Raw genomic sequence first — 24,590 nt, 5'->3', positions numbered from 1 at the left:
TTGCCTCATTACTCAGGAATTCTCCGTGACACAACGCTCCGCTTTTATTACCGGCGTCACCGGTCAGGATGGCGGTGAGCTGGCCAAGCTGTTGCTGAGCAAGGGATACCGCGTGCATGGCCTTGCCCGATCACCGGACCGGTTTGACTGGGCGCGTGTCGAGAGTGCGGCTGACGCGCGTCAGAACCTGTTTCTCCATACGGGCGACATGCAGGATGCGGGCAGTCTTGTGGGCGCGCTTCATGAGGCGCGGCCGGACGAAATCTACAATCTTGCAGCGCAGAGCAATGTGGGGCTGAGCTTCGAGCAGCCGGAGGAGACGTTTGACGTCAACGCAACTGGCACGCAGAGACTGTTGCGTGCCATGCGCCTTTTGGGGCTGGGTGACACATCGCGGGTCTATCAGGCGTCATCGTCTGAGATATTTGGACCAAGTGACGGGCATCCGCATACGGAGGAAACGGCGTTTAACCCGTGCAGTCCCTATGCTGAGTCCAAGGTGCATGCCTTTGAAACAATCCGTCACTACCGCGACAAACTAGGCGTGTTCGCCTGCAACGGCATTTTGTTCAATCACGAAGGGCCGTATCGCTGGAAAGGGTTTGTGACCCGGAAGATCTCCATCGCGGTGGCGGCCAAGCATCTGGACATCGAGGCGCCGCTGGCCCTGGGCAATCTTGATGCCTGCCGTGATTGGGGCCATGTGAGCGACTATGTGGCGGGCATGTGGGCCATGCTGCAAAACGACGTGCCCGAAGACATGATCCTGGCGACTGGTGAGGCGCGATCCGTGCGGTCTTTTGTGGAATCAGCCTTTGCCTATGTTGGCCACGACGTGGTGTGGGAGGGGCGCGGACTTGATGAGACGGGTCGGGATGCCAAAACCGGCGAAGTTCTGGTGCGCATCAACCCCAAGTTTTACCGTCCGGTTGATCCTCCAATTGCCATCGGCGATGCCTCCAAGGCACGGCGTGTTTTGGGCTGGCGTCCACGTGTCACGTTCCAGCAACTAGTTCATGAGATGGTGCAGGCCGATATTGAGCGGTTGAAGATTTTGGCGGCAGCAGGTGAGGCTCCCTCACTGGTGGCAGCTGTGGCCGACTGACTGCCGATATCGCTGATTTGCGAAGGGGTTGGATCAATGACGGTTTTGGTGACAGGCGGGGCAGGGTATATCGGCAGCCATACGGTGCTGGCGCTGATTGACCGTGGAGAGGACGTAATGGTCCTCGACAATTTCTCGACGGGCTTTCCCTCTGTCATTCCTGAAGGCGTCACGCTGGTTGAGGGCGATGTGGGTGATCGGGCGCTGCTCGATCAGGTCATGAGCCAGACCAAGCTGGACGCGGTCATTCACTTTGCCGGATCCATTGTGGTGCCGGATTCTGTGTCAGACCCGCTGGGCTACTATCACAACAACACGGTCAATTCCCGCGAGCTGATTGCGGCCTGTGTGGCCCACAAAGTGCCTCGGTTCATCTTCTCTTCCACGGCGGCCGTTTACGGCACACCGGAAACGGTGCCGGTCAAAGAGACCATGTTGCTGGAGCCCATTTCTCCCTATGGGGCCTCAAAGCTGATGACCGAATGGATGTTGCGGGATACAGCGTTTGCACACGACTTTGACTATGTGGCGTTGCGCTACTTCAATGTCGCCGGTGCCGACCCCAAGGGGCGTGCGGGGCAATCAACGGCGCGCGCGACCCATCTCATCAAGGTGGCTGTGGAAGCTGTGACCGGTGCACGAGATCACGTATCGGTCTTTGGCGATGATTTTGATACGCCGGATGGCACAGGTGTGCGTGACTATATTCATGTGACTGATCTGGCATCTGCGCATCTGGCAGCACTTGATCATCTGCGTGAGGGGAATGAAGGCGGTGCCTTCAACTGTGGGTATGGTCGTGGCGCATCGGTTCTTGAGGTGCTCGAGACGGTCCAGAAGGTATCGGGGCGGGCCATTGATATTCGCCATGGGCCGCGGCGGGCCGGTGATCCGGCAGCGCTGGTGTCCGATGCCAGTAAATTGCGCGAAACACTGAACTGGACACCGCAGCTGGATGATCTATCAGTTATTGTTGAACACGCGCTGCGATGGGAAGAACGCCTGCGACAGCAGCCGCCTGCCTGAATAACTGCCGAGTAAATCACGTTGGATCATTTCGAAACGGATACGGTCATTGCCGGGGCTGGTGTCATCGGCCTTGCTGTGGCGCGCGCGCTGGCTCTTGCGGGCCAGGAAGTGATTGTGATTGAGCGCGAGACGTTGATTGGCAGTCATACGAGTTCGCGCAACAGCGAAGTCATTCACGCGGGCATCTATTACCCACAGGGCTCTCTCAAGGCGCGCATGTGCGTTGAGGGCAAGCATAAGCTCTATGAGTACTGCGCGGCGCGCGGGCTCAACCACAAACGATGCGGAAAGCTGATTGTTGCGACCACCCCGGAGCAGGTTGCCGAGCTTGAAGGCATCAAGGCCAAGGCTGCCGCCAATGGTGTGGACGATCTGACATTCCTCAGTCGGGACGAAGCCCTTGCGCTTGAGCCTCACCTGAAATGTGACGGGGCGTTGCTGTCTCCCTCAACGGGCATCATCGACAGTCATGGCCTGATGATGAGCTATCAGGGCGAGGCTGAGGAGCATGGCGGGGCGATTGCCTTTGGCACCAGCATTGAGCGGGTGGAGGTGACCGGTTCGGGCTTCACTATTACCACCGGCGGGGAAGCGGCTGCGGTGGTAACAGCCAAACGGTTCATCAACGCTGCTGGTCCGTTTGCGCCTGGTCTTGCGGACCAGATTGAGGGTCTGGCGGCAGACCACAAACCCAAGGCCTATTACTGCAAGGGCAATTATTACTCTCTGCAGGGGCGCGCACCTTTTGAACGCCTGATTTATCCGGTCCCGGAAGCGGCGGGACTTGGTGTTCACTTGACGCTTGATCTTGGTGGCCAGGCGCGCTTTGGGCCTGACACGGAATGGGTGGATGGCGTTGAGTACTCGGTTGACCCTGCACGGTCTGACGGGTTTTACGACGCCATTCGGCGTTACTGGCCGGGGCTGAAAGACGCGTCGCTGGTGCCTGCCTATGCGGGCATTCGTCCAAAGTTGAATGCGCAGGGCGAGCCGGCTGCTGATTTTCGGATTGATGGGCCTGATGCCCATGGAATTGCTGGGCTGGTCAACCTGCTTGGCATCGAGTCCCCCGGACTCACATCGTCATTGGCTATTGCCGACGAAGTTGCCAAGCAGGTTGGCTAGCTTCCCCTCTCGAAACTCTTAGTAAGCGCCATCTTTGGCGAGCACTGCAGGAACCGTCTTGAAGATGATTTCAAGGTAGGAGGCGACAGTGCGGATCTCGGTCCACTCAACGTCCAGAGCAATGCGTGTTTCATAATCGCAGTCGCTGCGACCTGAAACCTGCCACAGGCCAGTCAGGCCAGGGCGGACAGACAGGTAACCAGCAGCATCCTTGCCATACATGGCGAGCTCATCCGGAACGATTGGGCGTGGGCCAACGAGGCTCATGTCGCCTTTGAGGACGTTCCAGAGCTGTGGCAGCTCATCAATGCTGGTCTTGCGGATGAAGTGGCCAAGCTTGGTGATGCGTGGGTCGTTCTTGAGCTTGCGGTGTTCAGCCCACTCAGCAGCAGCCTGCGGGTCATTGTCGAGCAGTGTCTGAAGGCGCGCTTCGGCATCTGATGCCATGGAACGCAGTTTGAAGCAGCTGAAGCCGCGGCCCTGCTGGCCAACGCGGGTCTGGCTGAAGAAAGCCGAGCCGCCATCGCGCATGATGAGGAAGGCGACAACAATCATGATGGGTGCCGCGAGAATGAGGCCTGCGATCGCGCCCAGTACGTCAAGGGCGCGGATTGTGGCTTCGCGCAGGGCGGAAGCGTTTGTGTCCACAGCGTGGATGCGTGCGTTTGGGCGCAGAGATGCAGGTGTTTCAGCCGTCAGCACCGCATAAGCAGCGTCGCGACGGGCGATGTAACGGGGAAGGGGACGTGCCGTCTCTTCAGCAGAACCAAGCGGCAGGGCGACTTCAGCGTTGTTTTTCAGCAGTGCAGACATTGGGGGGATGCCTCTCAAGCGCGTTAATGACTGCTGGTTACAGATCAAGCCTTGTGCCAAGGCGCGTCAGGGAGGTGGCTGCCTACCTTTTTCGGCAGTTTTGCTGGGTTTTTGAGGCTTTTTGTCTGGGTTTGCCTGCTTGCGGCAGCTGCGCCAAACCGGCTGCGCGTTAAGACCTGGCTGGGTGACGGTTCTTATTGGCGCAATTGTTGTGTCGTATTGGGACGCCAAAGAGAGGCCCGCTTTGTGCTAGAACCCATGCGTCATTTGTGAGCGTGTGCCGTCCTAGGGCGCGCGCGATTTCGTTAAGGACTGAACGACGATGAAGCCCATCCGTCCTGTCATCCTGTCCGGTGGCTCGGGGACACGCCTGTGGCCGACGTCACGGGCGCATCATCCCAAGCAATTCATGGCGCTTACATCCGAGCGGACCATGATTCAGGAAACCGCACTGCGTGTGAGCGATGCAGATCGTTTTCTGCCGCCTATCGTGGTGTGCAACGAAGAGCACCGGTTCACGGTCGCCTCGGAGCTTCAGGACGCGGGGATCGAGCTTGAGGTTGAAATGCTTGAGCCGGTTGGCCGCAACACAGCTCCGGCGATCGCGGCAGCCGCAGCTCTATGCGCGGCGCACAGCCGGGACGAGCTGATGCTCGTGCTGCCGGCGGATCATCATATTGCCCGGCCTGATCTGTTTTTGGATGTCATCGCTACGGGCGCCAAACTTGCGGAAGAAGGCAAGCTCGTAACCTTCGGCATTGTGCCAGACGCGCCAGAGACCGGGTATGGCTACATCCGCTCCGGTGAGGCCGTTGATCATGGCGGCAGCAAGGTGGATGCGTTTGTTGAGAAGCCGGACGTGGAGACAGCGCAGACATATCTGGATGATGGCCGGTATTTTTGGAACTCAGGGATCTTCCTGTTTCGCGCGGACCGGATGATTGCAGAACTCGAAGCTCTGGCGCCTGACATCTGGCGACAGGCAGCGATGGCCGTCTCCGGTGGCAATCGCGACATGGATTTTTTGCGGCTCGATCGTGAAGCGTTTGAGGCGTGCCCGTCTGACTCCATCGACTATGCCGTTATGGAACACACCAAGGATGCGGTGGTGGTGCCTGCAGATATCGGCTGGAGCGATGTTGGCTCATGGACGGCGCTTTGGGACATCGGCGAAAAAGATGCTCAAGGCAACGTGCTGAGCGGCGACGTGATGGTTCAGGACACGGCCAATACCTTTGTGCGCGCTGAAGGGCGGCTCGTCACGACGGTGGGCGTGGAAAATCTGATTGTGGTTGAGACGGGCGACGCTGTGCTTGTGGCTCATCGTGACCGGGTGCAGGACGTGAAAGCCATTGTGGGTCGGCTGAAAACGGAAGGCCGGGCGGAGCAGGAAGTTCATGCGCGTGTCTACCGGCCATGGGGTTTCTACGAGAGCCTGGCAACGGACGAGCGCCATCAGGTAAAACACCTGATGATCAAGCCAGGCGCGGCCATCTCATTGCAGATGCATCATCACCGGGCTGAGCACTGGGTTGTCGTTGGGGGTACAGCCAAAGTGACACTTGGCGAGGAGACACATCTCGTTGCGGAAAACGAGTCCGTGTACATCCCAATTGGCGCAAAGCACCGTCTGGAGAACCCCGGCAAAATGCCGCTCTCCATCATTGAGGTGCAGTCAGGTAGCTATTTCGGCGAGGATGACATCGTTCGCTTTGATGATGTCTATGGCCGAGTCCCCGCGCTTAAAGCGGTGGAGTAGGCCTTAGCCTTCAGCCAGCGTCGCTTCCGCATCACCAGACCGCAGCCGAGCTGTTTCATCTGCTAGGAAGTTGATCAGCTGCTGGATGTCACCATCATGCTGGCCCAGATAATTGCCAAACTGTGCGCGCTGTTCAACGGCCAGCCAGATGCCCTGAACCTGCGCGTCAAAGAGTTGTGGTCCGCGCTTGGTCGTAAGGACACGGAAGGCGACATCTGCCAGGTGCTTTCCGTCCTTCGCGTTGATGGTGCCTTTGACCAGCACATCAGTGTCTTTGCGCGCAACAGCATCGGTAATGTTGATGGTCTGACCGCCATACAGGCCCAGACGGCTCTCATAGCTGGCGGTGGCGTATTCCTTGAACTGCTGCTCGAAGGCGCGCACCAGTTGTGGGTCTGCGCCTTTGCGGTAGTGACCAAGAGTAAACTGGGCAACAGAGCGGGTGTCGATGATCTGTGAGACGAAGTCACGGAAGCGGGCCGCGCGGGCGGGATCTTCCGGCTTTGTTTCCTGCAGAATTGTGATCGCCTGATCAACTCCATCGGTGATGAAGGTCTTTGCTGTGCCTTCTGGGTCAGCTGCTGCCATGGTGGCAGACGTCATGACAAACAGAACGGCAGTAAGAATGCTTTTGATCATGGTGATTTCCGCCGGGGCGCGGCCTTCGTTTTTATGTCCGGCGAAATCAATGCACGCGAATTGCGGCAGAAATCCGGAAAAGGGCTGAGCGCTGTGAAACCTGCCGCCGTTAGGCGGTTGCAGGCGCACGGCCGATGGAGTGGTAGGTGAAGCCCTGACGGGCCACTTCATGCGGGGTGTAGATGTTTCTGAGGTCGACCACAAGCCGTCCCGGCATGGCCTTTGCGACCTTGTCCCACTGCAGAGCCCGGAACTCGTTCCACTCGGTCAGGATCAGCAGGATATCCGCGCCATTGATGGCGTCATAAGCGTTTTGTGCCCAATCGACGCCATCGATCAGCTCCTTGGCCTCATCCATGCCCGCTGGATCAAAGGCACGGATTGATGCGCCGGAGTCCTTGAGAATGGGGATGATGTCGAGGCTTGGACTGTCGCGCATGTCGTCCGTGTTCGGCTTGAAGGTCACGCCAAGGACCGCAATTTTCTTGCCGCTGACGTCGCCGCCGGCCGCCTCAATGACTTTGTGAGCCATGCGTTTCTTGCGGCTGGCGTTGGCTTCCACCACGGCGCTGACAATGCCTGTTGGTGCGCCGACATCCTCTGCCGTTTTTACGAGGGCAAGGGTGTCCTTGGGAAAGCACGACCCGCCATAGCCGGGACCTGCATGCAGGAAGAGCTTGCCGATGCGGCCATCCAGGCCGATGCCCTTTGCGACATCGATGACATTGGCGCCGGTCTTCTCGCAGATGTCCGCCATTTCGTTGATGAAGCTGATCTTCGTCGCCAGAAACGCGTTGCCGGCATATTTGATGAGTTCTGACGTCTGCCGGTTGGTGATGACCATCGGCGTCTCGCGCAGGAAGAGTGGGCGGTACAGCTCGCGCATCACATCCTGTGCGCGCTCGGCATCGGTGCCGACCACTACGCGGTCGGGGCGCTTGAAGTCTTCAATGGCCGACCCTTCGCGCAGAAACTCCGGATTGGAGGCGACGTCGAAGTCTGCGTCAGGCGCGACTTCACGGATAATGCGTTCAACTTCGTCGCCGGTGCCGACGGGGACTGTCGATTTGGTGACCACCACCGTGTAGCCCGTCAGCAAGGGCGCGATTTCGCGGGCAGCTGCATAGACATAGGACAGGTCTGCGTGGCCATCGCCCCGGCGTGAGGGAGTGCCGACGGCAATGAAGACGGCGTCGGCTTCGGGGACGGTGTTTGCAAGATCGGTGGTGAAGGTCAGGCGGCCGACCTGCATGTTGCCGTTGACCAGCACATCGAGGCCCGGCTCGTAGATTGGAATTTCACCGCGCTCAAGCGCTTCAATCTTGCTGGCGTCTTTGTCGACGCAGGTGACTTCGTGGCCGAAATCAGAGAAGCAGGCTCCTGAAACCAGGCCTACATAGCCTGTTCCGATCATTGCGACGCGCATGGCGCACCTCTTTAGGTGTTGGCGGCCAGGGCCGCTTCAGATGTGGGCGTGGTCTAGATGACTGTCCGCAGATACTCACGAAGTTCGTCGGCCATGTCTTCACGTTCAAGGGCATAGGCCACATTGGCTGCCATGAAGCCTACTTTGTTGCCACAGTCAAACCGGATGCCGTCAAATTCAAGGCCGTGGAAGGGTTCGTTGCCGATCAGGCGTGCCATGGCGTCTGTCAGTTGAATTTCACCACCGGCGCCGCGGTCCTGCCGCGACAGGTGCTCGAACACGGATGGCTGAAGAATGTAGCGGCCGACGAGCGCCAATGTGGAAGGGGCTGCTTCGGGCTTTGGCTTTTCAATCATACCGGAGACTTCCACGAGTTTGCCATCGCGGGTGCCGGGTTTGATCACGCCATATCGGTCCGTGTGTTCTTTGGGCACATCCACAAGGCCAACGATATTGCCCTGCGTTTTTTCATAGGCCTCCACCATCTGCGCGAGGCAGCCGGGAGAGGATTTGAGAAGTTCGTCCGCGAGAACGACCGCAAAGGGTTCGTCACCCACAAGATCTCGCGCGCACCACACTGCATGGCCAAGGCCGGCGGGCTCCTGCTGGCGCAGGAAGGAGGCAGCTCCTGCGGGCGGGCGCATGTCTGCCAGCATCTTGAGCGCGTCGCCTGCGCCTTTTGAAGACAGTGTCTGCTCAAGCTCGTAGGCGTGGTCGAAGTAGTCAGCGATGGCTGTCTTGCCGCGACCGGTCACAAAAATGAAATGCTCGATGCCAGCTTCTTTTGCTTCATCTACGGCGTATTGGATGAGCGGGCGGTCGACAACCGGGAGCATTTCCTTGGGCACAGATTTGGTGGCCGGGAGGAAGCGCGTGCCGAGACCGGCAACCGGGAAAACAACCTTGCGGATCCGTTTGGACATGAGAAGCCTTTACGCAGACGAGGGTAGATGATGCGGCGCAGCAACGATTGCCAGCCGGTTTTGCCACGGGGCTATGCGCCACGGCAAGACGCACCTGTTGCACGCCCGCACGCACCCTAGAACATGAACCTAAACAGCAGGTTGTTCGTGCATAGAATTGCCACAGTCCATCGCCTATGGTGACGGACTTTTTGAGCTTTCCTGCGATTCACAAACCAGCGGAACGAGAATAAATGCGGCGGAAAACAACGCGCTTTGGGGCACTTTCTCCCCTGTCGGCCCTTCTTTTGGCAACCGGTCTCACCCTGGGTGGTGCGGGTGCTGCGCTCGCTCAAAAAGGGCAGCCGGTGGAAGATGATATTGTTGTGACACCAGCCATGGAGGAGCGACTTTCAGCCTGGCTAACCGGTTTTCGCCGTGATGCCCTGGCAGAAGGAATCACGTCGTCCACGTTCAACCGCGCTTTTCAGGGTATTTCGCTGGATGTGAAGGTGCTGGAGCTAAACCAGAAGCAGCCGGAATTTGTTCGGCCGATCTGGGGCTATCTGGGCTCGGCCCTGTCAGACAAGCGCAAGGCCGATGGGGCAGAGCAACTGCGGGCCAACCGCAAGCTGTTTGACCGGCTGGAAGAGCGCTATGGCGTCGAGCGGGAAGTGCTGGCAGCGATCTGGGGCCTTGAAACCCATTACGGGACTTTCATGGGCAGTCGCAGTGTCATCCGTTCACTGACGACATTGGCCTTTGAAGGGCGTCGTGCTGACTTTGGCCGCACGCAGCTTATTGCGGCCCTGAAGATCATTCAGTCCGGCGATATCACGCCCAAAGCCATGAACGGTTCATGGGCGGGTGCCATGGGGCACACGCAGTTCATCCCCACGACCTATCTTGAGCATGCGGTGGATTTTGACGGCGATGGTCGCCGCAATGTCTGGGTCAGCGCGGCGGACGGGCTTGGATCTGCTGCCAACTACCTCAAAGCGTCTGGCTGGGACAAGGGCGACCCTGCCGTGCGCGAAGTGAAGCTGCCCAATGGCTTTGACTATGCGCAGGCGGGCCGCAGCATCAAGAAGAGCGGTGAGGAATGGCAAGCTCTGGGGCTTCGCACCACGTCCGGCGAAACGCTGCCGCGCCGCGAACGCGGACTTGAAGCCTATCTGATTGTGCCTGCGGGCCATCGTGGGCCAGCGTTTCTGGCCTACCCGAATTTCCGCACGATCCTGCGCTACAACAACGCGACCTCCTATGCGATGGCAGTGTCTTATCTTGCACGGCACTTTGCCGGTGAGCCTGCCATTCAGGGAACATGGCCGACGGATGAGCGGCCTTTGACCCTGTCAGAAGCCAAAGAGATGCAGCGTAAGCTGACGGCGATCGGGTTCAATACGGGGGGCGTTGACGGCATCATCGGCCCCATGAGCCGGAAAGCCATTCGTGGTTTCCAGGGAAGCCTGGGGCAGCCGCAGGATGGTTTTGCCACCGAGAAGCTGCTGGAAAAAATTCGCGCAGCAGCCCGCTAGGACCGCTGCGCGAAATAGTGCAAAGGCGTCAGGCTGCGATGTCGTAGCCCGGCGTTGAGCGGCCCAGAGAGTCATACATCTCAAGGATGCGCTTGAACCAATCCGCCACGGGCTCCTTTGGTGCAAACAGCTTGTTCGGATACACGGCGCGGGCCCACATGAATGTGCTTGCGGCGACGTAGTCCGCATAGCCTGCTTCGTTGCCATTGAGGTACGGCGTGTCCATGAGCTTGGCCCGCAGGGGACCAAGGGCCACGGACATGGCGCCGAGACCTTCCTTGCCGCGTTTGTCCGCCTGTTCAAGGGTCATGCCGCCAAGCTGCTTTTCGCGGCTTTCCCGGACATAGGCCTTGTCTTCTTCGCGGCAGTGCTCAAACACCTGCTTGACCATTGCCGGGAACATGGCGGTGAACACCTGGGTGAACAGCCAGCGTTCAACGAACTGCGCGTAGTGCAGGGCGTCGAGGCTGGGGAACAGCGGAGGTGTGTCAGGAAAATTCTGATCCAGATGGATCGCGATCTTCCAGCTATCGCCGATGAACTGGCCGTCATGCTCAATGACGGGGACGGTCTTGAATGAGCCGTCCCCGATGGTTTTGATTTCCCCGAAGCCGACCGGGCGGTCCTCCGCGGTGAGGCCCTTATGGGCCAGCGCGTATTTTGTGCGCCAGCAAAAGGGGCTCATGCGGCGGCCGTCACGGCCTTCGAGGTCGTAGAGGGCAAGAGCCATTAGCCTGCCTTCTTCTTGCTTTCGGCAACCAGGTCTTCAAGCATTGCTGCTGGCTTGAAGTCGGCCCCGTGCTTTTCTTCGTAGTGCTGCATGCGCTCGAGGACTTTTTCGAGGCCTACAGAGTTTTCGCCGTACCACATCGGGCCGCCGCGATAGCGGGGCCAGCCGTAGCCCATGATCCAGACGATATCGATGTCGGATGCGCGGATGGCCTTGCCTTCTTCGAGGATCTTGTAGCCCTCGTTCACCATCGGCAGCAGGCAACGCTCGAGGATTTCTTCGTCTGAAATCTCGCGCTGCTGGATCTGACGCTCTTCTGCGTACTGACGAATGATGCCTTCGACTTCCTTGGAAGGGGAAGGCACGCGGTTTTCGTCATAGTCGTAGAAGCCGGCGCCGGTCTTCTGGCCGCGACGATCCCGCTCGCAGAGCAGGTCACGCAGGGTTTCGCCCTTGGAGGTTTCCTTGTTCCAGCCAAGGTCGAGACCTGCAAGGTCTGACATGGCAAAGGGACCCATGGGCAGGCCGAAGTCGAAGAGCACGCGGTCTACATCCCAGGGCATCGCACCTTCCAGGATGAGCTTGTTGGCTTCGCGCTGGCGCTGGGCCAGGAGGCGGTTGCCCACAAAGCCCGGGCACACACCCACAAGCACGCCGACCTTGCCGATCTTCTTGGCAAGGGACATGGAGGTGGCGATCACTTCGTTGCTGGTTTTGTCTGCGCGGACAATTTCCAGCAGCTTCATGACGTTGGCGGGTGAGAAGAAGTGTAGGCCGATGACGGCTTCAGGGCGCGTCGTGGCTGTTGCGATCTCGTCAATGTCCAGCGCTGACGTGTTCGTTGCAAGGATAGAGCCCTGCTTGACGATCTTGTCGAGCTTGCCGAACACGTCCTTCTTGACGTCCATGTTCTCGAAGATGGCTTCGATCACGAGGTCCTTGTCGGCCAGATCTTCGAGGTTCGTTGTGCCGGTGAACATGCTCATGCGCTTGTCCACTTCTTCCATGGGGAAGCGGCCGCGCTTGGCTGAGTTTTCGTAGTTCTTGCGCACAACGGCGAGACCGGCGTCGAGACGTTCCTGTGCCTGCTCAACGATCGTGACCGGAATGCCCGCATTCACAAAGTTCATGGCGATGCCGCCACCCATGGTGCCGGCACCGATGATGCCGACTGACTTGACGTCGATCTGCGGGGTGTCCTTGGGCACATCAGGGATCTTGGCGACCTGACGTTCTGCAAAGAAGACATGGCGCTGGGCAGCGGACTGTTCGCCGGTGACCAGCTCACGGAAGAGCTTGGCTTCAACCTTCATGCCTTCATCGAAGGGCAGGTTCACGGCTGCTTCGATGCACTGGATGTTGTATTCCGGTGCGAGGAAGCCGCGGGTCTTGCGGGCGATGGACTTGCGGAACGCTTCAAAGATTTCTGGCTTGCCACGGGCGCCGGCAACCTTGTCGTCGCGTTCGCGGATTTTTGTCAGGGGGGCGTTGTCGGCGACAATCTTCTGGGCGAAGGCGATGGCGCCTTCCAGAAGTTTGCCTTCTTCAACGATGGCATCAGCCAGGCCACTTTCATGGGCTTCCTTGGCGGAGGCGTGACGGCCTGATGTCATCATTTCGAGCGCTTTTTCAACGCCTGTGACGCGCGGCAGGCGCTGGGTGCCACCGGCACCGGGCAGCAGGCCGAGGTTTACTTCCGGCAGGCCCATGCGGGCGCTGGGAACGACAACGCGGTAATGGCAGACGAGAGCTACTTCGAGGCCGCCGCCAAGGGCTGTGCCGTGAACGGCTGCCACAACCGGCTTGGGCGCATCTTCGATCATCGCCTGAACTTCATGCAGGCCCGGGCCCTTGGGGGCCTGGCCGAATTCCGTGATGTCGGCACCGGCAATGAAGGTGCGGCCGTCGCAGATAAGAACGATGGCTTTGGCAGCATCGTCGGCGATGGCGGCTTTGAAGCCCTCAAACAGACCTTCGCGCACATTGGCGGAAAGGGCGTTCACCGGCGGAGAATTGAGGGTCACGACGGCGATATCGCCTTCGCGCGTCAGTGTGGTGACTTCGTTTATCTGGGTCATTTGGGCACTCCCTGTCTGGCCCGCCTTTTTGGTCACTGTCCGGCGGGTATTTGTTCTTGAAGGGCGGATATCGGCCCTTGGTTGGGGCGCATTCTAGTGACCTTGGCGGACGATGCGAGTCTTGGATTCACCCAATGTGTTCCTATAGGCGCCCGGTATTGGGGCAATCTCTTATGCAAAGGGGTTTGCAAATGTGCCATTGCCGCAGCGCTTGGGCTCGCGTATGCCCTTGGGCGAACCGATATCAAGAGACAGGCAGACCAGTTCCCGTGACCAATCACATCAAGTCCGACGACGCCAAACGTGAAATCCAGCTTATTCAAGAGGGGTTTGAGGTTGGTGGCTATGTGGCCAACACCCAGATTTCCACAGCTGTTTACCTCGCTAAGGCGCTGGACAAGCCCATTCTGGTTGAGGGCCCTCCCGGCGTGGGCAAGACCGAGCTGGCCAAGGCGACGGCAGCCCATCTGGGCCGCGAGCTTATTCGGCTGCAGTGCTATGAGGGGCTGGACGAGGCCAAGGCGCTGTATGAATGGAAGTACGGCAAGCAGCTGCTCTACACACAGGTTCTCAAGGACAAGCTGGCTGACCTGATGGAGGGCACCAACGGCATTACCGAAGCCATGGTGCGCCTGCATGAGTTTGACGACACGTTCTTCTCGCCGGAGTTTCTGGAGCCGCGCCCGCTGCTGAAGGCGTTGCAGGTGCCTGACGGCGGCGTACTGCTGGTCGATGAAATCGACAAATCAGACAATGAGTTTGAAGCATTCCTGCTGGAAATCCTGTCTGACTTCCAGGTATCGATCCCTGAAATCGGCACCATCAAGGCCGATGTGAAGCCGGTGGTGTTTCTGACGTCCAACAACACCCGCGAAGTGGGTGATGCGCTCAAGCGCCGCTGCCTGCATCTGTACATTTCATTCCCGGACCAGAAGCTGGAAATGAAGATCATCAACAAGCGCGTGCCCGGCGTGCCTGAATCGCTGCTGGATCAGCTGGTGGCCTTCGTGCAGGAGCTGCGCACGAAGACGATCAAGAAGCTGCCGGCTGTCAGTGAAACGATCGACTGGGCCCGTGCCTTGATGCTGCTCCACACAGACGAGCTGGATGAAGACCTGGTGCGCAACACGCTCAACCTGCTGCTCAAGTTCGAAGACGACATTGAGAGCGTGGAGAATGAAATCCCCGGCATGATCCGTCGCGCGCGCGGCGAGAGCTAAGGGCCTTCCCCACTTATACATCCGTGACGGCGAACAGACCCTGCATTAGCGGGTGTGTTCGTGCACGTCCTGGCTTAGCCTGATCCCACAAAAATATTGATCAGGAGGAACGGCTCATGGGTTTTCAACCCAATGACAAGACCAGGGAACTCACCGCGCAGGTGCAGGCCTTCATGAAGGAGCATATCTATCCGCGCGAGAAGGAATATGACGCGTGGGTAGAGGACCACGAGAACCTCTGGGTCTATCCGCCATGGTGGGACGACCTGACCGCCAAGGCGCGCGAGGCTGGTATCTGGAACTGGTTCCTGCCTGAGGAATATGGCGAGTGGAGCCCGGGGCTGACCAATCTGGAATTCGCGCCGATCATGGAAGAGATGTCCCGGGTGCCATGGGCGCAGGCGGTGTTCAACTGCTCGGCTCCGGACAGGGGCAATATGGAAGTGCTGGCGAAATACGGCACGACCGAACAGCAGGAGCAGTGGCTGAAACCACTGCTGGCCGGAGAAATCCGCTCTGCCTATGCCATGACCGAGCCGCAGGTGGCATCGTCTGATGCGACCAATATGGAGCTGAAGATCGAGCGGGATGGCGACCACTATGTGCTGAACGGCCGTAAGTGGTGGATCACCGGTGCCATGGGGCCAAAGTGCAAAGTGCTTTTGACCATGGGGCTGTCCAACCCGGATGCGGCACGGCACAGCCAACACTCAACGATACTGGTGCCGCGTGACACGCCGGGTCTCAAGATTGTCCGTCCTCTCAAGGCCTTTGGCGACTATCACTCGCCCGGCGGTGAGGCGGAGCTTCTGTATGAAGATGTGCGGGTGCCTGTCAGCAATCTCATTCTTGGCGAAGGCCGGGGATTTGAAATCGCGCAGGGTCGCCTTGGGCCGGGACGATTCCAATACGCCATGGGCTTTGTGGGCATGGCACAGCGGGCACTGGAGCTGATGTGCGCGCGGGCAGATGCGCGCGTTGCCTTTGGTGAAAAGCTGATGGCCAAGACGAGCGTGCAGCATGAGATTGCCCGCTCCCGCTGCGAAATCGAGCAGTGCCGTCTGCTGGTGCTGCAGGCGGCGGACACGATGGACCGGGAAGGCCTGTCCGGTTCTCGTGATCTGGTCTCGATGGTGAAGATCGTCGGCCCGCAGATGGCGGAGAATGTGATCAACCGTGCGATCCAGATTCATGGTGGCATGGGTGTGAGCGAAGATACGCCGCTGGCGTCGTGGCTCAGCCTTGCGCGCTTCTGCCGGATTGCGGACGGGCCGGACGAAGTACACATGTCTCAACTGGCCAAGCTGACGGCACGGGGCTTTGAAGCGGCGTAACGACTGATCGCTGCACGATACAAAGAGTTATGGCGGGCGGTGCTCAGGTAGGAGCGCCGCCCGTTTCATTTTGGCTAGAAGCCGAAATCGACCTGAAGCTGTCCTGTATAGCCGAGGGTGTCCTGACCGATGCCGATGACGCCAAGGTCAATGGAGATGGTGCTGTTGCCTTTGGTCGCAAGGGTCACACCGGTGCCGACATTGCCGCCCCAGTCTGTCAGATCAATGATCTGCGTCGTGGATACGCGCAGGGACCGGTTTTCGCGGGCAAAGTAATTGACTGTCGCCGACACCCGCGGGCTGGCGGATGTAAACCAGCCGCCTTCCTCGAAGCTATAGGTGCGTGAGGCTGTTGCTGCGGCAGCAATGGTTGTGTCGCGTGAGCGGCTGGACGGAATAAGTGTGCCTGTTGAGTCCGTATATTTTTCGCGAATGTAATCCGAGTAGCTGACGGACAGCGATGGCGAAACGAACACCGGATCCACAAACCATGAGCCTTGCAACGATGCACCAACTGCCGTGAGGCCCGTGTCTGCGGTGCCGGTGGTGCTGCCGATCTTGATGTCCTGCTCACCGACTTCACGGTTGAGCGACAACCCGGCTGAGATTGTGTCAACAAGCCGCATGTTGATATAGGCGCCACCGCCAACCGATGTGCTGTCTATTTCAGAATTGTTGAACTTTGTTTCCGTGCTGGATGTCAGGAAGGATCCAAATGCACCGATCGTGATTGTCTCGTTTGCCTGCATGGCAATGCCTGAGAGTACATGGCCCGCCCAGCCGTCATTGCCAAATCGGTTTTGGGCGTCGAACAGTGTGCCGCGTCCGCGTATCCACAAATTGACCGGCCGTCCGGCAATCGTGAGTGGCGGCAGGACGGTTTCCGGCGTGCCTGCGTCGTCCAGATTGGCCTGAACTATCTGACGCAACATGTCGGTGGACATGTCGATGTTGAAAATGAAATCGCCGCTGGTCGCCCCTGTAAACCACATTCCGGGTACGTTGTACTTGTCGGGCGGGGCCTGCCTTTGACTGCGCGAGTCGTTTTCGTCGCGGATGTCGTCCTGCCGCACGTAAGCATTGTTGCGTTGGTCATACAGATCATGAGTTTTTTCAGCGAGGGCCTGATACTCACCGAGGCGACCAGCCGCTTCGAGTTTGACGAGCAGTTGGGCAAACTCGGGGGAATTGTCTTTTTCGTGATACTCCGTTCCGGGCGTTGTGTTGTCCTCGAGAGCTTCTCCGTAATCCAGTCCAAAATTCCTGTCACCGGAGTAGTCCGGATCCACGGCGTCCACCAGCGCCCGTACCTGATCATAAGTGGAGCCTATCTGGTCGTTTAGAGTCTCTATCTTGTTATCCAGCTGGTCGTACTCAACATCGCGAGCGGCCTGAGCGTCATCATCCAATTTTCTGATGTAGGATTCGTCAGCACCAGCTTCCCTTAGTTTTACGATCTGTTGGGAGACGGTCGGCAGGTTGTTTGGTGTCGTGGGTTGGCGGACCGTACTGACAGATGTGTTGGCACTGTCGATGGCATCGGACGTCTCATCCGGAGTGGGTCCCGTGGACGTCGGTGTTGTCGTTGTGGACGTGGCAACGGCTGTGCACCTTAGCGTTATGACGGTGTTGGCACCGGCACTTGCGCCGCCTGAAATTGTGATGCCGGTAATCCCTGCTGTCAGGGTGATGGTCAGGTTTAGGTTGCCTGCCTGTGCACTCACCAGCGCATTGCCGGGGTTGGTGCCGATGCGTACGGAGTTGGGGTTGCCGGTGATTGTTATCACCAGCTTCTCGCCAGCATCCAGGCTTTCATTGATCGTGACTGTGCCCATGGTGGCACCGCCTGCGGGGATGGTTGTGTCACCCCCGCCGCCGTTTAGCGCATTGCAACCGGTTGAGGCTGCTTGGGCCTTTGTAGGAGAGCCGAGTACCAATACGGTTGCGAAACAAACCCCGAAGGCTAGGGAAATAGCCTGAGGTATGGCGTGCGCATGTTTCAAGCTGATCATTTTACTCCCCCCACGGATGACCTTGCTCGGCAGTGTTTATAGCCTCAATTGACCTGAGAGTCAGGCCCACACTGGCGTTGCTGCAGATGCCGCCGGTGCTAAAAGCCGAAATCCACCTGAAGTTGGCCGGTGTAGCCCAGCGTGTCCTGGCCAATGCCGATGACGCCGGCGTCGAACGATATGCGGCTTGAGCCTTGCGTGTGCAGTGTTACGCCGGCGCCGACATTGCCGCTCCAGGTGTCGGCATCGATTATCTCGGTGGCGGATACGCGGTAGCTTGTGTGTTCACGGGCCACATAGTTGAGCGATGTACTCACGCGCGGGGTGAGCCGCCGCACCCATCCCTCTTCATAGCGGTAGGCGCGCGACGCGGTGAGTGCGGCCGTGAGCGTGGTGTCGCCTGAGCTGCTGCCCGGTATGACGGTGCCGGTTGAATCCGTGTAGCCGTCGCGGGTGAACTCGGCATAGGTGACGGCGAAGGACGGCGACAAAAGAACCGGGTCGAGGAAGACCGCTCCTTGTACGGAGGATGAAACAGACCACAGATCGATGTCGGCAGACCCGGAGGCCGCTGCGGTGGTGATGTCCTGCTCGCCGGTTTCGCGGCTGGCTGACAGGCCAAAGGTCAGGCCCCGGGCGACTGCAAGGCGCAAATAGGCACCGCCGCCGCCCTGGCGCGTATCCACCTTTGTGTTGGTCAGGTCGGTGTCGCTGCGTGCGGCAAGATGGGAGCCGAACGCGCCGACGGTGACGGATTCGTTGACGCGCAAGGCGATCCCGCTGAGAAGATGCGCCGCCCAGCCGTCCGATCCGGCGCGCTTCTGGCGGTCAAACACGGTGCCGCGGCCGCGCGCCCAGATGTTGACGGGCATGCCGGCGATCGTCAGCGGTGCTGGTGCCGCGGAGGCGGCGCCATCCTGCTCCAGCTTCAGCATCATGTGCCGGTGCAGCAGGTCGGATGACAGCTCGAAACTGAAGCCGCGGCCGCTGGCGTCCGGTCGGAACAGCACGATGTCGCCGTCACCAAGCTCTTCGGGATCGGGATCGACATCGGGATCGAGGTCGGGGTCAGGCTCCGGCAACTCGACCTGGGGGCGCGGGTCCGACATGGGCAGGCCCGCTTCCTCGAAGCGCTTGCGGTATCTGTCAATGATCGCCTGCCGGGCGCGGCCATAAGTCCAGCCGCGCCGCGTGTCGGCGGAGTCTTGATCGGAGGGGAATGGCTTGCCGGATTCGAACAGGCTGATGCCGTGCTTGAAACGGTCGATGCGTTTTTCGTTGTCGGGAAGGAACTGTTGCTGCTCCTCATGGTCGCGCACATACAGATCGTTGAGTGCGTTCTGAAATTCTTCCCACAGGGCCTCGTGGTCCTTACGGCTGGTCTGCGCCCGTGTTTGCGGGCGGGCAACCAAGGCGCGGCCGGCTCCGGGCAGGGCTGCGGGTGTGGTCGGCAGGCGGTTGCCGGTGACGGCAGTTGTGGCCGCATCCACGGCGTTGGCGGTCTGCACCGGTGTGCTGGCCGTACCGGCGCTGCTGTTGGTGCCGGACGCCTGAGGGGCTGCCGCTGCTGCAACAGGCACGCATGTGATGGTCAGTGTTGCTGCCTGGCCGACGGAGGCGAGCACCGTGATGCCCAGACCCACCACACCTGCCTCGTTGACAGTGACCGTTTGCACGAGGTTGACGGCGGTGCCGAATATACCCGTATTGCTCGGCAGGAGCTGAACCGTGGCCAGATTGGGATTGCCGGCGGCCGTGATGGTCAGCGTGTCGCCCTGGTCAAACGCGCCTGCGATTCCAACAGCATTGGCCCCACCGGCGACGACGTTCTGGTTGAAGGCTCCGCCATTGGCGGCTGTACAGCCGGCAGAAACAGCGAACGCTGGCGTTATTGATGCCGCATATGTTGGCGCGGCTATGGCAATCGCGCACAGCCATCTCAGTGTTGTAGACAAATTCCCGTAACCCCGGCTTCCGCGCGTCGCGGCCATCGCTTCAATGGTGAGACTAGAGACTCTGGGATGGGAGGTTCGTCATCAAAATTGAGGATGAATCTGACTCTGATGTTTCGTTGCCGGAATGAATGCCTGTGGCACTTGGGCTTTTCATGGCATAAAGGCCGCGAAAAGCCGGGTATCCCGGCGCATATTTTTGAGGGTCGCTGTCTTGTCCAAGATGATGACAAATTTTGTCGATGCGCTGCGCGCTGCGGACCTGCAGGTTTCGCCAGCGGAAACGCTGGATGCCATGGAGGCGGCCGACCTTGTGGGGTTTGGCGACCGGGCGCTGCTGAAGGACACGCTTGCGCTGTCCCTGGCGAAGACACCGGACGAAAAGCAATCGTTTGATGAGGCGTTTGACCGGTTCTTCTCGTTTGAGACGATGGAGAATGCGACAGGGGAAAACGCGGCGTCGCAGTCTGGTGAGGACGGCGACGAACAGGATCAGCAGGAAGCTGGTGACGGGTCTCAGGATGCTGACGGCGAAGATAGTGGTGAGGGCGATGGGGAAGAGTCCGACGCCGAGGGCGACGGAGACGCGTCTGAAAGTGCGTCCGCGTCCGGCGGCCAGCCGTCGGGTTCAGGCGAAGGTGGTGCGACCGACAAGCCGCAGACAGGCGACCTCAACGACACGGAATATGAAGACGCCAACCTCAATCAGACCCTGATGGAGATGCTGCAATCGGGCGACCGGACATCTTTGTCCATGGCGATTGCGCGGGCTGGCGAACAGGTGGGTATACGGAACATTCGGTTCTTTACCCAGCGGGGGCTTTATGGCCGCCGGATCATGGAGCGCATCGGGCTGCAGGAAATCACCGACCAGATCATTGCAGCAGAACGGGCTGAAGGCGTCGGCGGGCCGCAGGTAGAAGCGCTCAAAGGCATGCGCGAAATGTTGCGCCAGGATGTGGACGACTATGTGGAGCGCAATTTGCAGCTCCACGCACAGAACGAAGGCAAGCGGCTGCGCGAAGAAGTGCTGGAGAGCGTGCGCCTGACAAATGTGGACATTCGCGACTTCAAGATGATGCAGCAGCTTGTGCGCAAGATGTCGAAGAAGCTGGTTTCCGTGCATTCGCGCCGCAAGAAGAAAGCACGACGGGGCCATCTGGATGTGCGGCGGACCATCCGGCACAACATCGCCTTTGACGGCTTGATGTTTGATACCCACTGGAAGCGCCGCAAGGTGGACAAGCCGGATGTGATGGCGATCTGCGATGTGTCAGGCTCTGTCGCCACGGTGTCGCGTTTCCTGCTGATGTTCCTGTATTCGCTGGGCGAAGTGCTGCCCAATGTCAGGTCGTTTGCGTTCTCGGGGCATCTGGGAGAGGTGACGGATCTGTTTGAGACGCTGGACCTGGAACAGGCCATTCCGCTGATCCAGAAAGAGTATGGCGGTGGCTCCACGGACTACGGCGCGTCGTTGCAGGATTTTTCAAATCTGGCGCTCAATGACATCGACAACAAAACCACTGTCATCTTGATGGGGGACGCGCGGTCGAACTTCAGCAATCCGCGGGCTGACATCATGAAACTGGTTTATCAGCGCGCGCGGCGGGTCATCATTCTCAACCCGGAGCCGGAAGGCATCTGGGGGACCGGCGACAGCGAGATGCTGAAGCTCAAGCCGTTCTGCCACAAAGCGCAGATGTGCGGGTCTCTCAAGGATCTCGAACGGGTGGTCGACGACATCTTGCGCACGGCGGTCTAAGGGCCGACATTCTTCCTATAAGGGAGACTGTCATGGGAACACCGGCAATAAGCGGCGACCCGAAACCGCAGATTACCTTTCAGACCAAGGGCATAACCAAGGTCTATGACACTGGCGACGTGCAGGTCCATGCGCTGCGTGGTGTCGATCTTGAGCTCTATGAAGGCGAATTCGCCGTCCTGCTGGGCCCTTCGGGGAGCGGCAAATCGACACTGCTCAATATTCTGGGCGGGTTGGATCAGCCAACGGACGGGCAGGTGTGGTTTCGCGATCAGGAACTCACAGCCGCGTCGGAACGCGAGTTGACGCGGTACCGTCGCGACAATGTGGGTTTTGTTTTTCAGTTCTACAATCTGGTACCCAGCCTGACTGCGCGTGAAAACGTTGAGCTGGTCACGGAGATTGCGCGCGATCCGATGGATGCACGCGAAGCGCTGGACATTGTCGGCCTCAAAGAGAGGGTCGATCATTTTCCGGCACAATTGTCAGGCGGCGAGCAACAACGCGTTGCCATTGCCCGCGCCATCGCAAAACGGCCGGATGTTTTGTTGTGTGATGAACCCACCGGCGCACTCGACTCCCAGACGGGTGTCATCGTGCTGGAGGCCATTGAGCGGGTAAATGCAGAGCTTGGCACCACAACCGCTGTGATTACCCACAACGCCTCGATTGCAGACATGGCGCATCGGGTAGTGAGCTTTGCTGATGGCACTATTGCCCGTGTTGAGGTCAATGATGCGCGTAAGCCAGCGCGCGACATCACCTGGTAGGGGCACAACGCATGTTTCACACATTGCTGCATCCCCTGGACAAGAAAGTGCTTCGCGAGTTGTGGCGGGTGCGTGGCCAGGCGCTGGCCATTGCAGCGGTTATTGGCGCCGGTGTGGCTGTGCTGGTGATGATGTACGGGATGCTGGCATCGCTTGAGTCAACGCGGGCGGCTTACTATGAGCGCTACCGGTTTGCCGACATCTGGGTGCCGGTGAAGCGTGCGCCTGAAAGTCTTAAAACGGACATCTCCCGTATCAACGGGGTTGCATCGGTTGAGACCAGAGTATTCGTGGATGTGACGCTGGATGTGCCGGGCATGGTGGAACCGGCCACTGGGCGAATGATATCGCTTCCTGAATCGGGACGGCCAGCCATCAATGATGTGGTGCTGCGCGCCGGTCGGTGGCCTGAACCAAACCACTCACGCGAAGTGCTGGCCGATCAGACCTTCATGGATGCTCATGGATTCAAACCCGGCAGTGAAGTCGCCGCCATCATCAATGGCCGAAAGCGCACGCTGACGGTTGTAGGTGTCGTTCTGAGTCCTGAGTTTGTCTATGCGATTGCGCCGGGCGAATTGATGCCGGACGAAAAACGTTTTGGCATTCTGTGGATGAACCGGGAGGCTCTTGCCGCAGCTTACGACCTGGACGGTGCATTCAACGAAGCGCTGATCCGTGTGCTGCGGCACGCAAATGTTTCGGACGTGATTGATGAGGTGGATGCTCTGACGGACCGATATGGTGGCGGTGGAGCGTATGAGCGAAAGGACCAGATCTCCGACGCGTTCCTGAGGAGTGAAATGGATCAACTGCGCAATTTCGGCGCGGTGTTGCCGCCGATTTTTTTGCTGGTGGCGGCCTTTCTGCTCAATGTGGTGATCAGTCGGATGATTGAGACTGAGCGGGAACAGATCGGACTGCTCAAGGCATTCGGCTACTCAAACTGGGACGTCGGGCTTCACTACCTCAAATTCGTTGGCGTTCTTACGACGCTTGGCATTGTGGCGGGCATTGCTGCCGGGGTCTGGATGGGTCGCGGGCTAGCTGGCATCTATGCCGGGCAATTGTTCAAGTTTCCATTCCTCTACTACAAGGCCGATCCGACCGTCTTTGCATTGGGTGCGGCCATCAGCATTCTAGCGGCGGTGGTTGGAACACTTGTCGCCGTGCGCCGGGCAGCTCTTTTGCCGCCAGCTGTCGCCATGCGGCCTGCTCCGCCGACGCGCTATGGGACCTCTCTCATCGAACGGATGCTGCCGCGGCGGATGACGGATCAACCGACCCGTATGATCCTGCGTCATATCGGTCGTTGGCCGCTGCGGTCGGGTCTCACCGTTGCCGGGATTTCTGCTGCTGTTGGCTTATTGATCGGGTCAAGTTTTGCGCTCGACTCGATGGAGTTCATGATGGACGTGAACTTCTTTCAGACCGAGCGGCAGAACATGACGGTGATCTTTGAGCAGCCGCGCCACTTCGATGCCATTCACGCAGTCGAAGGCTTGCCGGGTGTCCTCTCGGTGGAGCCGTTCCGGGCGGTTGGTGTGCGGATGATCCATGGACCGCGCGAGAAGCGGGTGTCTATTACGGGTCTGGTGCAGGACCCACAGATTTCCCGTGTTCTGGATGCCAACCAACGTCCCGTGCAGCTGCCGGAAGCTGGTGTGTTGCTGAGTGACTATCTCGCCAAGATACTGGATGTAGATGAAGGCGACACCATCACGATAGAAGTGTTGGAGGGACGCCGTCCGACCCTGTTTGTCCCGGTAACACGGATCGTGGAAACCTATATCGGGCTCAGTGCCTATATGCAGCTGCCAGCCCTCAACACGGTGATGCAGGAGGGCCGGTCGGTGTCCGGTGCGTACATCCTCAACGATACGGCATATCAGGATGAGCTGTACCGAGAGCTAAAGGACACGCCAGCCGTTGCCGGCGTCACCTTGCAGCGTAAGGCCTTGCAAACCTTTCGCGAGACCGTGGATGAGAATTTTTCCACGACGGTTATTTTCAATGTCGTTTTTGCAGCTCTTATCGCCATCGGCGTTGTCTACAATGCTGCGCGTATTTCCCTGGCGGAGCGGGCACGTGAACTTGCAAGCCTTCGGGTGTTGGGGTTCAGCCGTGGCGAGGTGGCTTACATCCTGCTTGGCGAGCTGGCGCTGCTGACCATGCTGGCCCTGCTGCCGGGCTGCCTATTCGGGTTTGGGCTGGCCCATCTGGTCGGCGAGCTTGGGCTTGAGACCGAGCTCTACCGGATCCCCATTATCATTGCGCCTTCAACCTATGGCACCGCCATTTTGGTGGTGCTGGCAGCCTCTTTTGTTTCCAGCCTAATTGTAGGCCGCCGGGTGGCGCGGCTTGATCTTATTTCAGTTCTAAAAACGAGGGATTAG

At 59.1% G+C, this 24,590-nt stretch carries 18 protein-coding genes; 10 read left to right on the top strand and 8 right to left on the bottom strand.

The genetic code is table 11. From position 1 onward, the window contains the following. Positions 1 to 25 precede the first annotated feature (25 nt). The 3 genes from ABXH05_RS03905 to ABXH05_RS03895 are packed head-to-tail and all read left to right on the top strand — an operon-like array spanning position 26 to position 3,259. Positions 26 to 1,105: a GDP-mannose 4,6-dehydratase gene (locus ABXH05_RS03905; RefSeq protein ID WP_353559865.1), complete on the top strand. Its 1,080-nt coding sequence runs from the start codon at positions 26 to 28 to the stop codon at positions 1,103 to 1,105. Positions 1,106 to 1,141: 36 nt separating this feature from the next. Then, positions 1,142 to 2,131, top strand: coding sequence for a UDP-glucose 4-epimerase GalE (gene galE / locus ABXH05_RS03900; RefSeq protein WP_353559864.1), 990 nt, complete (start codon positions 1,142 to 1,144; stop codon positions 2,129 to 2,131). 21 nt (positions 2,132 to 2,152) lie between these two features. Then, complete coding sequence (locus tag ABXH05_RS03895; protein WP_353559863.1) at positions 2,153 to 3,259, top strand: NAD(P)/FAD-dependent oxidoreductase; 1,107 nt, start codon at positions 2,153 to 2,155, stop codon at positions 3,257 to 3,259. An 18-nt stretch (positions 3,260 to 3,277) separates the two neighbouring features. Here the strand turns inward: ABXH05_RS03895 and ABXH05_RS03890 are convergent, their stop codons facing one another. Then, positions 3,278 to 4,072, bottom strand: coding sequence for a sugar transferase (locus ABXH05_RS03890; RefSeq protein ID WP_348137754.1), 795 nt, complete (start codon positions 4,070 to 4,072; stop codon positions 3,278 to 3,280). 322 nt (positions 4,073 to 4,394) lie between these two features. On the opposite strand from ABXH05_RS03890, the gene ABXH05_RS03885 reads away from it, so the two are divergent. Next, the gene (locus ABXH05_RS03885) at positions 4,395 to 5,831 is read left to right on the top strand and encodes a mannose-1-phosphate guanylyltransferase/mannose-6-phosphate isomerase (RefSeq protein WP_353559862.1); all 1,437 of its coding nucleotides are present in this window, start codon (positions 4,395 to 4,397) and stop codon (positions 5,829 to 5,831) included. A gap of 3 nt (positions 5,832 to 5,834) precedes the next feature. Here the strand turns inward: ABXH05_RS03885 and ABXH05_RS03880 are convergent, their stop codons facing one another. From ABXH05_RS03880 to galU, 3 genes are all read right to left on the bottom strand, one after another. Beyond that, entirely contained in the window at positions 5,835 to 6,470 is a 636-nt protein-coding gene (locus tag ABXH05_RS03880; RefSeq protein ID WP_353559861.1) for an MlaC/ttg2D family ABC transporter substrate-binding protein, read from the bottom strand. A 109-nt stretch (positions 6,471 to 6,579) separates the two neighbouring features. Then, positions 6,580 to 7,896 (bottom strand): UDP-glucose dehydrogenase family protein, encoded by a 1,317-nt coding sequence (locus tag ABXH05_RS03875; protein WP_348137760.1) that lies wholly within the window; start codon positions 7,894 to 7,896, stop codon positions 6,580 to 6,582. A gap of 53 nt (positions 7,897 to 7,949) precedes the next feature. After that, positions 7,950 to 8,819, bottom strand: a complete 870-nt coding sequence (gene galU, locus ABXH05_RS03870) for a UTP--glucose-1-phosphate uridylyltransferase GalU (protein WP_353559860.1) — start codon at positions 8,817 to 8,819, stop codon at positions 7,950 to 7,952. Between the two features lie 233 nt (positions 8,820 to 9,052). On the opposite strand from galU, the gene ABXH05_RS03865 reads away from it, so the two are divergent. Continuing rightward, positions 9,053 to 10,336 (top strand): lytic murein transglycosylase, encoded by a 1,284-nt coding sequence (locus ABXH05_RS03865; protein ID WP_353559859.1) that lies wholly within the window; start codon positions 9,053 to 9,055, stop codon positions 10,334 to 10,336. 28 nt (positions 10,337 to 10,364) lie between these two features. Here the strand turns inward: ABXH05_RS03865 and ABXH05_RS03860 are convergent, their stop codons facing one another. Beyond that, a complete protein-coding gene (locus ABXH05_RS03860; RefSeq protein WP_353559858.1) occupies positions 10,365 to 11,066 on the bottom strand; it encodes a glutathione S-transferase N-terminal domain-containing protein in 702 nt (233 codons plus the stop codon). Then, positions 11,066 to 13,135: a 3-hydroxyacyl-CoA dehydrogenase NAD-binding domain-containing protein gene (locus ABXH05_RS03855; RefSeq protein WP_353560974.1), complete on the bottom strand. Its 2,070-nt coding sequence runs from the start codon at positions 13,133 to 13,135 to the stop codon at positions 11,066 to 11,068. The genes ABXH05_RS03860 and ABXH05_RS03855 overlap by 1 nt, the downstream gene beginning before the upstream one ends. A gap of 278 nt (positions 13,136 to 13,413) precedes the next feature. Here ABXH05_RS03855 and ABXH05_RS03850 point away from each other — a divergent pair, with 278 nt between their 5' ends. Both ABXH05_RS03850 and ABXH05_RS03845 read left to right on the top strand, forming a co-directional pair. Continuing rightward, positions 13,414 to 14,364 (top strand): AAA family ATPase, encoded by a 951-nt coding sequence (locus tag ABXH05_RS03850; RefSeq protein ID WP_461496059.1) that lies wholly within the window; start codon positions 13,414 to 13,416, stop codon positions 14,362 to 14,364. Between the two features lie 116 nt (positions 14,365 to 14,480). Further along, positions 14,481 to 15,698, top strand: a complete 1,218-nt coding sequence (locus ABXH05_RS03845) for an acyl-CoA dehydrogenase family protein (RefSeq protein ID WP_353559857.1) — start codon at positions 14,481 to 14,483, stop codon at positions 15,696 to 15,698. 74 nt (positions 15,699 to 15,772) lie between these two features. Here the strand turns inward: ABXH05_RS03845 and ABXH05_RS03840 are convergent, their stop codons facing one another. Then, positions 15,773 to 17,533: an autotransporter outer membrane beta-barrel domain-containing protein gene (locus ABXH05_RS03840; RefSeq protein WP_353559856.1), complete on the bottom strand. Its 1,761-nt coding sequence runs from the start codon at positions 17,531 to 17,533 to the stop codon at positions 15,773 to 15,775. A 275-nt stretch (positions 17,534 to 17,808) separates the two neighbouring features. Continuing rightward, a complete protein-coding gene (locus ABXH05_RS03835) occupies positions 17,809 to 19,665 on the bottom strand; it encodes an autotransporter domain-containing protein (protein WP_353559855.1) in 1,857 nt (618 codons plus the stop codon). A gap of 220 nt (positions 19,666 to 19,885) precedes the next feature. Between ABXH05_RS03835 and ABXH05_RS03830 the strand changes: the two genes are divergently transcribed. The 3 genes from ABXH05_RS03830 to ABXH05_RS03820 are packed head-to-tail and all read left to right on the top strand — an operon-like array spanning position 19,886 to position 24,590. After that, positions 19,886 to 21,424: a VWA domain-containing protein gene (locus ABXH05_RS03830; protein ID WP_353560973.1), complete on the top strand. Its 1,539-nt coding sequence runs from the start codon at positions 19,886 to 19,888 to the stop codon at positions 21,422 to 21,424. Positions 21,425 to 21,456: 32 nt separating this feature from the next. Continuing rightward, on the top strand, positions 21,457 to 22,194 hold the full coding sequence (locus ABXH05_RS03825) for an ABC transporter ATP-binding protein (RefSeq protein WP_353559854.1): 738 nt from the start codon (positions 21,457 to 21,459) through the stop codon (positions 22,192 to 22,194). A gap of 11 nt (positions 22,195 to 22,205) precedes the next feature. Beyond that, complete coding sequence (locus tag ABXH05_RS03820; protein ID WP_353559853.1) at positions 22,206 to 24,590, top strand: ABC transporter permease; 2,385 nt, start codon at positions 22,206 to 22,208, stop codon at positions 24,588 to 24,590.

The sequence above is a fragment of the Pyruvatibacter sp. HU-CL02332 genome (assembly GCF_040362765.1).
GTDB lineage: Bacteria > Pseudomonadota > Alphaproteobacteria > CGMCC-115125 > CGMCC-115125 > Pyruvatibacter.
The sequence above is the reverse complement of the archived record's forward strand: the minus strand, read 5'-3'. Positions and strand labels throughout refer to the sequence as shown.

What these genes read in the sequence shown, in the direction of transcription:
- galE (WP_353559864.1), top strand. Translation starts at nt 1,142, where the DNA reads ATGACGGTTTTGGTGACAGGCGGGGCAGGGTATATCGGCAGCCATACG.
- ABXH05_RS03890 (WP_348137754.1), bottom strand. Translation starts at nt 4,072, where the DNA reads ATGTCTGCACTGCTGAAAAACAACGCTGAAGTCGCCCTGCCGCTTGGT.
- ABXH05_RS03885 (WP_353559862.1), top strand. Translation starts at nt 4,395, where the DNA reads ATGAAGCCCATCCGTCCTGTCATCCTGTCCGGTGGCTCGGGGACACGC.
- ABXH05_RS03880 (WP_353559861.1), bottom strand. Translation starts at nt 6,470, where the DNA reads ATGATCAAAAGCATTCTTACTGCCGTTCTGTTTGTCATGACGTCTGCC.
- ABXH05_RS03875 (WP_348137760.1), bottom strand. Translation starts at nt 7,896, where the DNA reads ATGCGCGTCGCAATGATCGGAACAGGCTATGTAGGCCTGGTTTCAGGA.
- galU (WP_353559860.1), bottom strand. Translation starts at nt 8,819, where the DNA reads ATGTCCAAACGGATCCGCAAGGTTGTTTTCCCGGTTGCCGGTCTCGGC.
- ABXH05_RS03865 (WP_353559859.1), top strand. Translation starts at nt 9,053, where the DNA reads ATGCGGCGGAAAACAACGCGCTTTGGGGCACTTTCTCCCCTGTCGGCC.
- ABXH05_RS03860 (WP_353559858.1), bottom strand. Translation starts at nt 11,066, where the DNA reads ATGGCTCTTGCCCTCTACGACCTCGAAGGCCGTGACGGCCGCCGCATG.
- ABXH05_RS03845 (WP_353559857.1), top strand. Translation starts at nt 14,481, where the DNA reads ATGGGTTTTCAACCCAATGACAAGACCAGGGAACTCACCGCGCAGGTG.
- ABXH05_RS03840 (WP_353559856.1), bottom strand. Translation starts at nt 17,533, where the DNA reads ATGGGCACAGTCACGATCAATGAAAGCCTGGATGCTGGCGAGAAGCTG.
- ABXH05_RS03830 (WP_353560973.1), top strand. Translation starts at nt 19,886, where the DNA reads ATGATGACAAATTTTGTCGATGCGCTGCGCGCTGCGGACCTGCAGGTT.
- ABXH05_RS03825 (WP_353559854.1), top strand. Translation starts at nt 21,457, where the DNA reads ATGGGAACACCGGCAATAAGCGGCGACCCGAAACCGCAGATTACCTTT.
- ABXH05_RS03820 (WP_353559853.1), top strand. Translation starts at nt 22,206, where the DNA reads ATGTTTCACACATTGCTGCATCCCCTGGACAAGAAAGTGCTTCGCGAG.